General features: G+C 68.6%; 11 protein-coding genes. 9 read left to right on the top strand and 2 right to left on the bottom strand.

Annotated features, from left to right (window positions below; translation table 11 throughout):
• Positions 1–39: 39 nt before the first annotated feature.
• From ACYVIP_RS17045 to ACYVIP_RS17075, 7 genes are all read left to right on the top strand, one after another.
• Positions 40–2,841 carry a PQQ-dependent sugar dehydrogenase gene (locus ACYVIP_RS17045; RefSeq protein ID WP_460397282.1) on the top strand — a complete coding sequence of 934 codons (2,802 nt, stop codon included), beginning with the start codon at positions 40–42 and terminating at the stop codon, positions 2,839–2,841.
• Positions 2,842–2,893: 52 nt separating this feature from the next.
• Positions 2,894–4,591 (top strand): ThuA domain-containing protein, encoded by a 1,698-nt coding sequence (locus ACYVIP_RS17050; RefSeq protein WP_460397284.1) that lies wholly within the window; start codon positions 2,894–2,896, stop codon positions 4,589–4,591.
• Positions 4,592–4,860: 269 nt separating this feature from the next.
• Positions 4,861–6,192 carry an HNH endonuclease signature motif containing protein gene (locus ACYVIP_RS17055; protein ID WP_460397286.1) on the top strand — a complete coding sequence of 444 codons (1,332 nt, stop codon included), beginning with the start codon at positions 4,861–4,863 and terminating at the stop codon, positions 6,190–6,192.
• A complete protein-coding gene (locus ACYVIP_RS17060) occupies positions 6,189–6,539 on the top strand; it encodes a YciI family protein (RefSeq protein WP_460397288.1) in 351 nt (116 codons plus the stop codon). The genes ACYVIP_RS17055 and ACYVIP_RS17060 overlap by 4 nt, the downstream gene beginning before the upstream one ends.
• A 3-nt stretch (positions 6,540–6,542) precedes the next feature.
• Complete coding sequence (locus ACYVIP_RS17065) at positions 6,543–7,778, top strand: RNA polymerase sigma factor (protein ID WP_460397290.1); 1,236 nt, start codon at positions 6,543–6,545, stop codon at positions 7,776–7,778.
• A 141-nt stretch (positions 7,779–7,919) separates the two neighbouring features.
• Positions 7,920–9,305 (top strand): outer membrane protein assembly factor BamB family protein, encoded by a 1,386-nt coding sequence (locus tag ACYVIP_RS17070; RefSeq protein ID WP_460397292.1) that lies wholly within the window; start codon positions 7,920–7,922, stop codon positions 9,303–9,305.
• A gap of 116 nt (positions 9,306–9,421) precedes the next feature.
• Positions 9,422–9,862, top strand: coding sequence for a MarR family winged helix-turn-helix transcriptional regulator (locus tag ACYVIP_RS17075; protein ID WP_460397294.1), 441 nt, complete (start codon positions 9,422–9,424; stop codon positions 9,860–9,862).
• A 78-nt stretch (positions 9,863–9,940) separates the two neighbouring features.
• On the opposite strand, the gene ACYVIP_RS17080 is transcribed toward ACYVIP_RS17075, so the two are convergent.
• Complete coding sequence (locus ACYVIP_RS17080; RefSeq protein ID WP_460397296.1) at positions 9,941–10,615, bottom strand: DUF2306 domain-containing protein; 675 nt, start codon at positions 10,613–10,615, stop codon at positions 9,941–9,943.
• A gap of 119 nt (positions 10,616–10,734) precedes the next feature.
• A complete protein-coding gene (locus ACYVIP_RS17085) occupies positions 10,735–11,508 on the bottom strand; it encodes an SDR family NAD(P)-dependent oxidoreductase (protein WP_460397298.1) in 774 nt (257 codons plus the stop codon).
• 152 nt (positions 11,509–11,660) lie between these two features.
• On the opposite strand from ACYVIP_RS17085, the gene ACYVIP_RS17090 reads away from it, so the two are divergent.
• Positions 11,661–12,821, top strand: coding sequence for a hypothetical protein (locus tag ACYVIP_RS17090; RefSeq protein ID WP_460397300.1), 1,161 nt, complete (start codon positions 11,661–11,663; stop codon positions 12,819–12,821).
• A 180-nt stretch (positions 12,822–13,001) separates the two neighbouring features.
• Positions 13,002–15,059 (top strand): P-loop NTPase family protein, encoded by a 2,058-nt coding sequence (locus ACYVIP_RS17095; protein WP_460397302.1) that lies wholly within the window; start codon positions 13,002–13,004, stop codon positions 15,057–15,059.
• The last annotated feature ends 18 nt before the right edge of the window (positions 15,060–15,077 follow it).

Below are 15,077 nucleotides of genomic sequence, written 5' to 3' on the forward strand. Positions count from 1 at the left end.
CGTATTCGGACATCGAAGTCTGGAAGGACGACAATCACCATGTTGAGTTCCACGCGCGGTCTGGCTCGTCTCGGGGCGGCCGCGCTCCTGCTCCTGGGCGCCACCGCGGCCGCGGTGGCCCCCGCCGGCGCGGCTCCCGCCGCGGCCGCACCCACGTTCCAACAGGTCACGTTGGCCAGAGGCGAAGCCGAGATGGGTGAGCCGATGTCCATGGCGGTGCTGCCCGACCGGTCGGTCCTGCACACCTCGCGGAACGGCACGGTGCGGCTCACCGATGCCGCCGGCAACACCAAGGTGGCCGGCACGCTCGCCGTCTACGCCCACGACGAGGAGGGCCTGCAGGGCATCGCCGTCGACCCGAACTTCGCCAGCAACCGCCACATCTACCTGTACTACGCGCCCCCACTGTCCACACCGGGCGGTGACGCGCCCGGCGACGGCACCGACTTCTCCGCCTGGGACGGGGTCAACCGGCTGTCCCGGTTCACCCTCAACGGCGACGGCACCCTCAACACCGGCAGCGAGCAGCAGGTGCTCGACGTGCCGGCCAGCCGGGGAATCTGTTGCCACGTCGGCGGGGACATCGACTTCGACGCCGCCGGCAACCTGTACCTGAGCACGGGCGACGACACGAACCCGTTCGCCTCGGACGGTTTCAGCCCGCACGACGAGCGGGCCAACCGCAACCCCGCCTTCGACGCCCAGCGCAGCAGCGCCAACACCAACGACCTGCGCGGAAAGCTGTTGCGGATCAAGGTGAACGCCGACGGCGGGTACACCGTCCCGACCGGCAACCTGTTCGCCCCCGGCATGCCCAACACCCGGCCCGAGATCTACGCCATGGGTTTCCGCAACCCGTTCCGGTTCAATGTGGACAAAGGCACCGGCGCGGTCTACCTCGGTGACTACGGCCCGGACGCCGGCGCGGCCAACGCCAACCGCGGCCCGGCCGGACAGGTGGAGTTCAACCGGATCACCAGTCCCGGCTTCTACGGCTGGCCGTACTGCACCGGCGGAAACTCCAGTGCGGAGACCTACAACGACTACGACTTCGGCACCGGGACCTCGGGCGGGAAGTTCAACTGCGCCGGGGCGACCAACAACTCGCCGAACAACACCGGTCAGCAGACGCTGCCGGCGGCCAAGCCGGCCTGGCTCGCCTACGACGGCTGCTCGGTGCCCGGGCTCGACTGCGGCAGCGAGTCGCCGATGGGCGGGCCGGTCTACCGCTACGACCCGAACCTGAACTCGGCGGTGAAGTTCCCGCAGTCCTACGACGGACACTTCTTCGCCACCGAGTTCGGCCGGCGCTGGATCAAGGACATCACGGTCAACGCCGACGGCAGTCCCGGCACGATCACCCCGTTCCCGTGGACCGGCACGCAGGTGATGGACTCGGCGTTCGGCCCGGACGGCGCGCTCTACGTGCTCGACTACGGCACCGGCTGGTTCGCCGGCGACGAGAACTCGGCGCTGTACCGGATCGAGTACACCGCGGACGGCCTCGCGCCGATCGCCAAGGCCAGCGCGGACAAGACCTCCGGGGCGGCGCCGCTGACCGTGCAGTTCTCCGCCGACGGATCATCGGACCCCGACGGTGGGCCGCTGACCCACGCGTGGAACTTCGGTGACGGCGGCACATCGACCTCGGCCGACCCGGAACACACCTACGCGGCCAACGGAAACTACACCGCCACCCTCACGGTCACCGACGACACCGGCGCCACCGCGTCGGCCAGCGTGCCGATCGTCGTGGGCAACACCGCCCCGGCGGTGACCCTGAACCTGCCCAAACACGGGCAGTTGTTCGACTTCGGCGACGCGGTGCCGTTCCAGATCGGCGTCACCGACCCGGAGGACGGCACGATCGACTGCACCAAGGTCAAGATCAGCTACATCCTCGGCCACGACTCGCACGGCCACAAGCTGACCGAGGCGACCGGATGTTCGGGCACCATCCAGACGCCGCAGGACGGTGAGCACGACCCGAACGCCAACATCTACGGCGTCTGGGACGCCGAGTACACCGACAGCGGCGGGCTCACCACCCACACCCAGCACGTCACCCAGCCCCGGACCAGGCAGGGCGAGCACTACGGCTCGTCCAGCGGTGTCCAGGTCGTCGACCACGCCAACGCGCACGGCGGGAAGACCGTCGGCCACATCGAGAACGGCGACTGGGTCGCCTACGAGCCCTATGTGTTGGCCGACGCGACCTCGTTCACCGCGCGGGTGTCCTCGGCCGGGACGGGCGGCACCATCGAGGTGCGGGCCGGATCGGCGACCGGCACCCTGCTCGGTTCGGTCGCCGTGCCGGTGACCGGCGACTGGGAGACGTTCACCGAGGTGACGACGACGCTGGCCAACCAACCGGCCGGCACCACCACGCTGTACCTGAGGTTCACCGGCGGCGCCGGCTCGTTGTTCGACCTGGACGAGTACGGGTTCGCCACCGGTGCGCGTACCGGGCAGATCACCGGTATCGGCGGCAAGTGCGTCGATGTGAGCGGCTCGAACACCGCTGACGGCACCAAGGTCCAGCTGTGGACGTGCAACGGCACGGGTGCCCAACGCTGGACCGTGGCCGGGGACGGCACGTTGCGCGCGCTCGGCAAGTGTCTGGACGTCAGCAACGGCGGCACCGCCAACGGCACGGCGACGTGGTTGTGGACGTGCAACGGCAGCGGTGCGCAGCGCTGGACCGCCCAGTCCGGTGGCCTGCTGATGAACCCGCAGTCCGGGCGTTGTCTTGACGCGGCCGGCAACAGCAGCGCGGACGGCACGGTGCTGCACATCTGGGACTGCGGCGCCTCGGCCAACCAGACCTGGACACTGCCCTGACCGAGCTGCCCTGACCGAACCGCCCTGACCGAAACCTGCGAAGGAGCAACAGATGTCTCGACTGCGATCAGCGTTGTTGGCGGTCGCCATGTCGGCGGCTATGGTGTTGGCTATGGCGCCGTTCTCCGCGTCCGCGGCCGACCCGGCCTACAAGGTGTTGGTCTTCTCCAAGACGGCCGGCTTCCGACACTCCTCGATCCCCAACGGTGTGCAGGCCATTCGTGAAATCGGTGCGGCGAACAACTTCACCGTCGACGCCACCGAGGACGCGGCCGTGTTCACCGCGTCGAACCTGGCTCAGTACCAGGCGGTGATCTTCCTGCTGACCACCGGCGACGTGCTCGACGACGGGCAGCAGGCCGCGTTCGAGTCCTATGTGCGTGCCGGTGGCGGGTATGCCGGCGTGCACTCCGCGTCCGACACCGAGTACCAGTGGCCGTTCTACGGCGGGTTGGTCGGCGGCTACTTCCACTCGCACCCGGCGATCCAGCAGGCCACCGTGCGGGTGGAGGACCGGGCACACGCGTCGACCTCCCATCTCGGCAACGACTGGGTGCGCACCGACGAGTGGTACAACTTCCAGACCAACCCCCGGTCGACCGCGCACGTGTTGGCCAGACTGGACGAGAGCACGTACTCCGGCGGCAACATGGGCGACCACCCGATCGCCTGGTGCCAGCCATACGAGGGTGGTCGGTCCTGGTACACGGCCGGCGGGCACACCGAGGAGAGCTACGCCGACCAGGCGTTCCGCGCGCACCTGTTGGGCGGCATCCGGTACGCGGCCGGCGTGACCAAAGCCGACTGCCGGGCCGAGACCGGGTACACCACCCTGTTCGGCAACTCCACCACCGGCTGGAGCCAGGCGGGCCCCGGCAGTTTCGCCCTCGCCGACAGCACGCTCACGTCGCAGGGCGGCATGGGCATGTTGTGGTACTCCGCCAAGGAGTTCCGGTCGTACTCGCTGAAACTGGACTGGCGGATGGCCGGGGACGACAACTCCGGCGTGTTCATCGGCTTCCCCCCGAGCAACGACCCGTGGTCGGCGGTGAACAACGGCTACGAGATCCAGATCGACGCCACCGACTCGCCCGACCGCACCACCGGCTCGGTCTACGGCTTCCAGTCCGCGGACCTTCCCGCCCGCGACGGCGCCCTCAACCCGCCTGGCGAATGGAACACCTACGAACTGCTGGTGGAAGGCGAACGGCTGCAACTGTTCCTGAACGGCGTGAAGATCAACGACTTCACCAACGCCGACCCGGCACGCAGCCTGGTGCAGGGCCACATCGGCCTGCAGAACCACGGCGACGGCGACGAGGTGTCCTTTCGGAACGTTCGCATCAAGGAACTCGGCAGCGAGGGCCCACGGACCGGGCAGATCACCGGCGTCGGCGGCAAGTGCGTCGACGTGAGCGGCTCGAACACCGCCGACGGCACGAAGATCCAGCTGTGGACGTGCAACGGGACGGGCGCCCAGCAGTGGACGCTGCCCGGCGACAACACGATCCGCGCGCTGGGCAAGTGTCTTGACGTACGCAACAGCGGCACCGCGAACGGCACGGCGACGTGGTTGTGGACGTGCAACGGGAGTGGCGCCCAGCAGTGGGTCGCGCACCAGGACGGGTCGGTGCGCAACCCGCAGTCCGGGCGTTGCCTGGACGCCGCCGGCAACAGCAGCGCAGACGGCACGGTCCTGCACATCTGGGACTGCGTCGCGGCGGCGAACCAGAAGTGGGTCCTTCCCTGAGTGCTCTTGTCTGACACGGCCCCCGTCACCGACGGGGGCCGTGTTGGCTAAGGGCGGGACCTGTATCCCGATGTTCGCCCTGGGCTCCACCTGCGGGCCGACGACCCGAGGACTCCCGTGTACTTGGTTCAGGCCTGATGTGTAAGGGATGTGAACGAGACCCAGTTTGTCGCGAACCGCTTTCGCTACGTCCTGTGATGATGTTCTCGATCAGGTGATTCCCTTGTGTAGCAAGGACAAGTGCTCGAGTCGAGGGTATTCTCGAACACATGTTCACTCCTGTCTTCGAGGTGCCACCAGGGGATGCCGCGCAGGCGGTGCCGCTGGCGAAGACGCTTGGGTTGCAGCGGGTGGCGTGGCAGGCGGAGGGGCATGCTCTGGAGCAGTTGGCCGTGTATGCGGCGAATGCGGATGAGAGGTTCGCTGCGTTGGAGGTGGCGGCGTTGTTGGGGATGTCTTTTCGTGCCGCGCAACGTCGACTCGATCTGGCGGTCACCCTCGCTACCCGGCTTCCGTTGGCTCTGGAGGCGGTGAAGCAGGGGCGGTTCGATAGCTACCGGGCGAGCAGGATCGCTGATGCGGTCGCACCCCTGTCTGATCAGGACGCGGCCACTGTTGAGGCGGAGGTGGTTCCGCAGGTGGGGGATCTTGCGCCGGCGTCGTTGAATCGGTTGCTGGGCAGGGTGATCCGCCGGATCGACGCCGCCGCTATTCTGCGTCGACATGAGCAGCGGGTGACCGCACGACGAGTGGACGCCTACCCCACCGAGGACGGCTGCGCGGCGTTCACCATCCACGGTCCTGCTGATCGTGTTCATCTTGCTGATGAGCGGGTGAACGCGATCGCTCGTCGTCTGAAGGAGACCGGCGCCGCGGGCGACCGAACGCTGGATCAGTTGCGTGCGGATGTGGCGTTGGATTTGTTGGCGGGCAAGGATTTCGAACACGCCAAGGTCACTGTGCAGCTCACCCTGTCCGCCGCTACCGCTCTCGGTGTTTCCACCGCGCCGGCCCAACTGGCTGGCTATGGGGATCTGCCGGCGCGGCGGGCGTTGGTCCTCGCTGGTCAGACCGACGCGACCTGGCGGCGGATCTTGACCGACCCGAAGACCGGACAAGCCGTCGATGTCGGCCGCCGTCGCTACACCCCACCGGCCGCGTTGCGTGACCAGGTACGGGCGGAGCTACCGACGTGTACGGCGCCCGGCTGTGTCCGGCCGGGGTCTCGGTGTGATCTCGATCATCGGCTGCCGTTCCCTGATGGGCCAACCGATCGGGACAACCTTCACCCCGCGTGCCGGAAGCACCACCGCGCGAAGACCCCGGGGCGGCTGGCGAGTCCTGAGCCAGGATCGCACCTTGACCTGGGTCTCCCCCGCTGGCTACCAGTACGTCCACGGACCGGAGCCCATCGCCGATCCGGACCCGCCGCCTTTCTGAACTTGGACGCGTTAGTGACGGCAGTTCAAGCCGCCATCTGTACAGGAATGGCGACACAAAGTAGTCAAAACCAGGTGTCCTTCTGCGGGTTCGTCGTTCGTAGTCATGCTGTACGGCAACCGCCGCACGAGCAGACGAACACCAGACGGGACCCACCATGAAGTACATGCTGCTGATCAACGCCGGTGCGATCGACGAGAACGGCTCGGCCGCCGAGTGCACGCCCGAGGACTGGATGGTCTACGACAAGCAGGTCCGCGAGTCCGGCGTCCTGGTCTCCAGCGAATCGCTGGCCGACCTGGTCACCGCCACGACGGTGCGGGTCGCCGCCGACGGGGTGCCGACCGTGACCGACGGGCCGTTCGCCGAGACCAGGGAGGTCCTCGGCGGCTTCTACGTCATCGACGTGCCGGACCTGGACGTCGCCCTCGACTGGGCGGCTCGGTGTCCCGGCGCGCGGGGTAGCGGGTCGGTCGTCGTGCGGCCGGTCGCGTCGTTCGGGGACTGAGGGGTGACCGGGCCGGGCGTGGCGTCGGTCGAGGCGGTGTTCCGGGAGGAACGTGGCCGGCTGCTGGCCGCCCTCGCCCGCCGCTTCGGCGATCTGGACCTCGCCGAGGAGGTCGCCTCCGAGGCGATCGAGGAGGCGTTGGCGCACTGGCCGGTCGACGGGGTGCCGCCCAGGCCGGGGGCCTGGCTGATGACCACGGCCCGGCGCAAGGCCGTCGACCGGCTGCGGCGGGACAGGGCCTACGCGGCGCGGCTCGCGGTCCTGCAGGTGGAGGCGGACCGGGCCGCGCCCGCCCCACCCGCGGGCGGCGACCTGCCGGATGAGCGGCTGCTGCTGTTCTTCACCTGCGCCCACCCGGCACTGCCCACAGAGGACCACGCGGCGCTGACCCTGCGTTGTCTCGCCGGGCTGACCACACCGGAGGTCGCGCGCGCCTTCCTGGTCCCGCCGGCGACCATGACCAAGCGGATCGTGCGGGCGAAGAAGAAGATCCGCGAGGCCCGCATCCCGTTCCGCGCCCCGGACGCGGACGAGTTGCCGACCCGGCTGCCCGGCGTGCTCCAGGCCGTCTACTCGATCTTCACCGAGGGCTACGCGGCCAGCGCCGGCCCGGACCTGCAACGGCTCGACCTGGCCGAGGAGGCGATCCGGCTGGCGCGGATCCTGCGCGGGCTGCTGCCGGCCGAACGGGAGGTCGCCGGCCTGCTCGGGCTGATGCTGCTGGTCCACGCCCGGCACGACGCCAGAACCGGACCGGACGGCGAACTCGTGCTCCTCGACGATCAGGACCGCGGCCGCTGGGACCGCGGGATGATCGAGGAGGGCCGTGACCTGGTGGTCGCCGCGCTGACCGGCGGCCAGGCCGGTCGGTACGGGGTACAGGCCGCGATCGCCGCGCTGCACGACGATGCCGCCGATCTCGCCACCACCGACTGGCCACAGGTGGTGGCGCTCTACGACGTGCTGCTGGCGCTCGTGCCGTCGCCGGTGGTCGCGTTGAACCGGGCGGCGGCGGTGGCGATGCGCGACGGTCCGGCCGCGGGGCTGGCGCTGCTCGACGAGTTGGCCGGCGAGCCGCGGTTGCGCGGTCATCACCCGTACCCGGCCGCGCGGGCCGACCTGCTGGGGCGGCTCGGCCGGCTCCCCGAGGCCGCGGCGGCCTACCGGGAGGCGCTGGCACTGGCCGGCACCGAACCCGAACGTGCCCACCTCCGCCGCCGGCTCAGCGAGCTCGAGTAGCGGCCGTCCCACGACGCCGCGTTCTCGCTGGTGAGCGGCTGGGAAACGTCCCACCGTCCCGTTTGCTGGCAAACGCTTGCCCGGTGACGACCTGGCGCGGCAGCCTCAGCCGGACTGTCCACAGGAGAGGAACGGGGTGGGATGACCGTGCGGTGGCGCGCGCTGTTGGTCGGCATGGTCGCGGTGGCGTTGGTGGTGATGGTGACCGTCCAGTGCGCCGCGCCTCGGCGGGTCAGCGGGAGCCCGCGCCCAGCGGAGGGCACCGCGTCCGCCCCGACGGGGCCGCACGAACCGGAGTTGGTGGCCGAGTTCGCACCCGGTCGGTTCCCCAAGGAATACGGCCCCATATCCGTACCCGACCCGGTCCTCATCGAACTGCGTGACGGGACCGGCTACCTCGCCTACACCACGTTCGAGATCATCCACCTGACCGCGATCGACCTGGCCGACGGCGAGGTCAGGTGGACCAGGGAGCTCGACCTGAACGCCGGACTCGGCTCGGTGAGCATGACGGCGACGGACGTCGGCCTGCTGTTTGTGATCAACTTTCAGCAGTACGCCCAGTTCACCATCCTGATCGACCCGGAGACCGGGAAGGACCTGGGGTCCTCCTCCGAACCGCACCTGACGGTCAGCGGTGTGGCGCGTGACCAGTTGATCGTCTACGACCGCGACCAGGACACCCTGAACACCTACGACCTGGCCACTGTGGACGCCTCGATGACGCCGAAGTGGCAGGTCGCCGCGGACGGCGGCCGGATGTCGGAGATCTACCAGGAAACCGAGGACACCCACCGGCAACCGCGCGACGACGGCGACCTCGGCCACTCGGTCGACATCGGTTCCAGCCAGGACGAGAACCAGTACCTGGTGTACGCGACCATGTACAGCGGGGCCATCTCGGTGCGTGCGCTGACCACCGGGAAAGTCCTGGCCGAAGGCAACGCCGGTGAGAAGATGGTGGACGTCGTGGCCTATGAGGACACCGTCTACGTCTACCGGCAGACCCCGCGCACCCTGGCCGCGTACGCCGCGACCGACCTGTCCAGTCCGAAGTGGAGTGTTCAGACCCCGGCCGCCGCGGATGGTTCGAGCCTGGCGATGTGCGCGGAGAACCTCCTGTGCCTGACCGTCGTCACCACTCTGGGCGGCGGGGACTACGTGCTGCACGCGATCGACGCCGCCGACGGGCGGCAACGCTGGCAGACCGACGAGTACCTGGCGGCCAACCCGACGATGGCGGGCCCGGCGGTCGCCGTCAGCCACCGGGGCGGCACCGTGTTGCTCGACCCGGCGTCCGGCGAGGTGCGCACGGAGTTCAGTGCGGCCACATTCGCGCTGCCCGGCGACGGCGTGCTGATCGGCTTCGACGACGCGGAGGTTCAGCTGCTGGCGCCTGGCAAGGAGCCGACCTCGCTCGGCTCGGTGCCCGACGAGTCGATGGCGGCCGGCAACTGCGAGTGGACCAGCGAGGTCGCGTTGTGTGCGAGCGCGGAGGTCTACCAACTGTGGCGATATCGTGGCTGAGCCCGCCCTGGCCGGCGACGTAGACTCGTGGTCAACGGGAGAACGGCTCGTGTGGACGGCCGCCTTGGGGTAGCGCAGCAGGTCAGCGGGTCCGGCGCGGGGTTAACATCTCCGGCGTGTACACCGGTGAAGACGTCTTTCTGGCGCGGATCAGCCTCGTGTCCCGCAGGCTGAAGAGCGAAGCCCAACGGCGACTGGGCCAGCACGGCGTGCACTCTGGGCAGCAGTTCATCCTCGGCTGTCTCTGGGAACGCGACGGCATCACCCCGGGCGAGATCGCGACCAAGATCAACGTCGAGGCGCCGACCGTGACCAGGGCCGTGCAGCGCATGACGACCGCCGGCCTGCTCACCGTGGACGCCGACGAGCGGGACGGCAGACGGGTCCGGGTCTGGCTCACCAACAAGGGCGAGCGCTTACGCGAGGTCGTCCCCGCCATCACCCGGCAACTCGAGGACGACGCGCTGTCCCTGCTGTCGGCCGCCGAACGGGAGGCGCTCGACGACATGTTGGAGCGCATCGGCAAAGCCCTCGACAACGACGACGAACCGGCCTGACCGCCGACGAGGTCACGGTGTCTCGTTCGGCTCGTGGATCTTCGGATCCGCGAGCGCGGCGCTCGGCGGTCGTCACGGTCACCGCTGTCCGGTGAGGACGGTGGTCCGGGGTAGGGCGCGCGCCCGGCGCCGGCTGATCAGGATCTCGGCGATCACGAGGTTGACCACCCAGCCGAGCACCTGCCCGATCGGGATGACGGTCGGGAGCGAGTCGGCCACCGTGCGCGTTCCGTCGGTGAACGGCCCCTGGGCCATCAGCATCAGCGGCACCAGGATCCGCGCCGTGACGGCGAGGAAGGTGAGCGCGTAGTTACGCGTCATCCAGGACCGGTGCGCCTCGACGTCTCCACGCCGGATCGCGCGGACCGCGAGCCCGGCCGTCACCAGCCAGGCCACGGCCGGGATCAGGAGCCCGATCTGGGTGACGATCCGCCCCGACAGCAACGCGACCGGGATGCCGAGCAGACCGGCCGGAATGACCCCGGCCACCAGATAGCCGCGGCCGATCCGGCGGTGCCAGCCGGGGCGCCGGCGGATCGCGGGCACGAACTGCAGTGGCCCCAGCACGAGGGCGACCATCGCGGTGAGCACGTGTCCCACCAGGAGCGCGTAGTGCGTCTCGCTGGTCACCGCCAACCTGCTGGCGGTGATGTCGCCCTGGAGGTACGGCCAGATCGCCACCGAGCCGATACCCACCGCGAACACGAGCAGGACCCAGACCAAGCGGGTGCCCGCCGGTGTCGAAGATTGCATGGGGACCATCTAAGGGCTTGGGCCGCGTCGTGGCTTCCGTACAGGGGATGCGTTCCGGCTACGCGCCAGGGCGTAGGCGGGGTGGGTCCGCTACGCCCGGCGGATGCGTCAGGGGTTGGTCAGGAGGTGCCGCCGGTGACCCGCACGGTCTCGCCGGTGATGCTCTGGTTTGCTTGGGAGCACAGGAAAACGACGGTGTCCGCGACGTGCCGGCAGGAGGGCAGCCTCCTGGTCGGCAGGCGGGCGGTCTGCTCGTCCATGATCTCCTGGGGGATGTCGAAGGGCAGGTCCTTGCCGTCGATCACCCAGCCGGGCAGCACCACGTTGACCAGGATGCCCTCGCCGCCCACCTCCCAGGCCAGGCTGCGGCTGGCGCCGTGAAGTCCGGACTTGGCGGCGGTGTAGGCGACCGAGCCCACCATGCCGCGTTCGACCAGGGAGGTGGAGACGTTCACGATCCGGCCGGCACCGCCGGCGCGCAGCGAAGGTAACGCGGCGCGCAGGACGTGCAGTTGCGCGGTGAGGTTCGCGTCGATCAGCGTCGCCCAACCGGTGTCCGGCTCGTCGGCGAAGGTCCTCGGACCGTCGGCCGGGTTTTGGTCGGCCCAGCGGACCGCGTTGTTCACCAGGACGTCCAGACCGCCCCAGCGGTCGGTCACCGCGTCGATCAGCCGGGCCGGCGCCCGCGCGTCCTCGAGGTCGAACGGCAGGATGTCGGCCTGGCCGCCCGCCTGGGTCACCTGGGCGGCGACCTGCTCGGCGGCGTCCTTGTTGTTCTTGTACGTCAGGGAGACCCGCGCGCCCTCACGCCCGAAGGCGACCGCGGTAGCCGCCCCGATATTGGACGATCCACCCGTGACGAGCACGGCCCGGCCGCGAAGTCCCAGCTCCATGCACGCTCCTCGCGAAGTAGTTACCCGACTAACTATATGCGGATGACGCCGGTTGGTGAAAGTGCGGGTGGTGGCAACCCGCGCGGTGCTGGTGCGTCCTGGGAGCGGGGAGGCTGGATGTGCCAGCCTGCAAGGAAATCCTAGGGGTACCAATGCGTAGTTCTGTCCTGGGCGCGTTAGTCGTCGGTCTCGTCGCGCTGTCCGCGCCCGCGGTGGCTGGGCACGCCGTGGCCGAGCGGTCGGCGGCCACCGGCTCGTTCGTCGTCGCCGAGTCGGCGGTCAGGGTGCTGGACACCCGTGCCGGTGTCGGGGTGCCGGCCTCGGTGGTGCCGGCGCGGGGCACGGTCACGGTCGACCTGTCCGGCCACGTGCCAAGCGATGCCACGGCCGTCACGTTGAACGTCACCGCGGTGTCGTTGACGGATCCCACCTATGTGACCGTCTGGCAGGCCGGCACGCCTCGGCCGGGCGTGTCGAGCATCAACCTGCGGGTGCTGGAGACCCGGGCGAACACGGTCACCGTGCCGGTCGGCGCCGACGGGAAAGTCAGTCTCTACAACCACAACGGCAAGGCCCACCTGGTGGCCGACCTCGCCGGGCACTACGACGGCAGCGGCGCGTCCTGGTACAACTCCGTGACACCACAGAGATTTCTCGACACCAGAACCACCAGCGCCCCGTTCCACGGCCAGACCGGTCGCACGGTCAGCCTCGCCGGCCGGGTGCCGGCGGGCACCACGGCCGTCGTGGTCAACGTGACCGCGGTGGCGCCGACGCGGGACACCTTCCTGGCGGTGACCAGGACGGTCGACCGGCCGACCACCTCCAGCCTCAACGTGTCGGCGGGGGAGACCACGCCGAACCTGGTGACCGTGCCGGTGAGCGAGGAGCTGAACATCGCGGTGTGGAACAACTCCGGCGTCGTGGACGTGCTCGGCGACCTGGTCGGCTACTACGCACCCGACACCGGCCTGGCGTTCCGGCCGATCACGCCGACCCGCGCCTACGACTCCCGCACGGCCACCTGGTTGCTGCCGGACACGCAGCGCAGGGTGTCGCTCGGCCTGCCGGCTGAGGCCACCACCGTGCTGTTCAACCTCACCGGAATCGGCAATTACTACCCCACCCACCTGACCGCGTGGCAGGCCGGCACGCCGCGTCCTGGCACCTCGACGCTGAATCTGCGGGATCAGCAGGTCGTCGCCAACCACGCCGTGGTGGGCCTCGGCGCCGAGCGAGCGGTGGACGTCTACAACCGGGCGGGCTACACCCACGTCATCGTGGACGCGTTCGGGTACTTCGGGTCGCGTTGAGTCCACTGTGCTGATCACCGGTTCGCCGGGCGGCGGGTCCGCTCGGCGAACCGGTGATCATCGTGATCGAACCGATCACCGGAAGTCGGGAATTTCTCCATATGCTCGACACTTTGCCTGATCACCCGCAACCGTGGGAAAACTAGGCGAGGACAGCCCTGGTGCGCTAGAACTACGAGCATGGCTGATATCGACGGTCGACGGCTCGAGTTGCGGCTCGTTCTCGACCGAGCGGAGAAATGGCTTGCGGCGGGATCCGTGCTCGAACTGGGTGACGATCTCGATCAACAGGAAGGGCTTGAGCTTACCGTTCGGACGGTCCACCAACTCCGTACGCGCGCCGCCTCATCGCTGATCAACGTCGCGCTTCTTGGTGGTTTCTCCTCCGGCAAGAGCTTTCTCGTTGGTGGTCTTCAAGGGCGACTTGAGTACGCGCCGGTGACCAATGACGAGAATGTGACCTCGGATCAGTACATCGGTCTGCTGTACTCGGCGCCGAAGGCCACCACAGCATGCCCCGCGGCGGTCGTTCCGGTGGACGACTCCGTTGATGTCGACACCTCCGGCAAGGGCTTCTACCGAGTCCAGTTCACTGACGCCAACGAGTGGGAGGACATCGGCAACTCGCCGATCCCCGCGGTGGTCGCCGCCTACACGACCCAGGATGCCAGGGCGATCGCCCGCGGCCGGCCGGCCGCGCACCGCGACCGAACGGTCGCCGAGGTGGAGATCCTGCTCGGCAAACCCGAGTTGCCCGCGAAGCTCTACGATCTGCCGGGGCACGGGTCGCGGCATTCGATCCATGATGAGATCGCGGACAACGCCTGGGCGGATGCTGACTGCTTCATCTACGTCACCCAGGCCACCCACGGGCTGTCCAGAGTCGATCTGAACCTCATCAACCGGCTGCACAACCATCATGTCAACTCGGGTAAGCGTGTTCTCTGGGTCATGACCGGGATAGACCGGGCGGCCTCCGCGAATTTCGACGGCCAGCCCGAATGGAAGGACGCGGCCGAGGACAACAACAACTACCTGCGGGAGAATTTCCCACCTGCGACGAACCAACCCGATACGTTCGTCGGCCAAGAAGGCTTCATGCCAGTGTCACCGGCCTGGGAGGCGCTCGGTAGTTGGCATATCGCCAACGGTGATGAGGCAAAGGGTAAGAAACTCATCGCCGCGAGTCGCATGCGACGTCTGCGCCGCGCGTTGACCGACATCATCGACGCCGGCACCGGCCGTCAGCACATCACGACGATCGCGGTCGAAGCCCGCACGCTCCTCGCGCCACGACATCAGATCTACGCCGAACTGCTCGACTCCGCACGGCTTCCACTGGACAAGCTCGCGACTGAGCGGGACATGCTGGCTCGCAGGCTGGAGCACCTGAAATCGGCGGTCGAGCTCATTCGAGAGCGGCTCGATGATGCGCTCTGGGGTCACATCCGGCTGGTGAACCGAAGTTTCCGCGAACTGTCGAACCACCTCGAGGCGGAACTCGCCAGCGAGATTCGCGTCGCGGACCTGACAAAAGACAAGGAAGCCAACCGAATCCAGGTCCGCAAGACCCAGGTGCTGCAGCGATGGGTGACCAACAACGGTCCGGTGCAGGTCTGGGACGCGGAGTTCGCGGGCTTCGCGGAGGGTGTCCTTGGCGCGGTGCGTTCCGCGCTGCGCGACACGGACGCCACCGATGCCCTTGGCTGGGCGAACGCCCAGGTCGACCTCGACAAGCTGACCGTGCCACCAGCGCAGAAGTATCGGTCAAGCCCACAGGACGTCATGCAGAAGGTCTCCGGCTTCGTCGGCTTGTCCACACCGGTCGCGGGAGCCGTCGCGGCCAGCGCCGGCGTGATCGCCGGCCCGTTCCTGGCGATCCCCGCCGGCGTGACCCTGATCGCCGGGATGGTCTACGGGGGAATCAAGAAGAAGCGGAGCAAGGAGACGGCGCTTGACGTCCTGCGGCAGGAGTGGATAGACGGCCTCGGCGAGGCCGCGAGGCATTACCAGGAGGCGTTCGTGACCGCTGCCGCCCTTCGGGGCGACGAGGTCATCGATCGGGCGATCGAACTGCTGTCGGGCCGTATGATCGAGCTGTCGCACAAGATCATGATGGTGGAGAAGCGGCTCAACGAGCCGGACAGCACTGACCGGGGCGACCTGGTGGCCCGGCTCGAGCCCCACTGTCAGGCGGGAGCGGAGATCCTGGGCGAACTGAAAAGACTGAGCAGGTGATCGCCTGGCGACACCAGG

Source organism: Actinophytocola sediminis, from assembly GCF_054779715.1.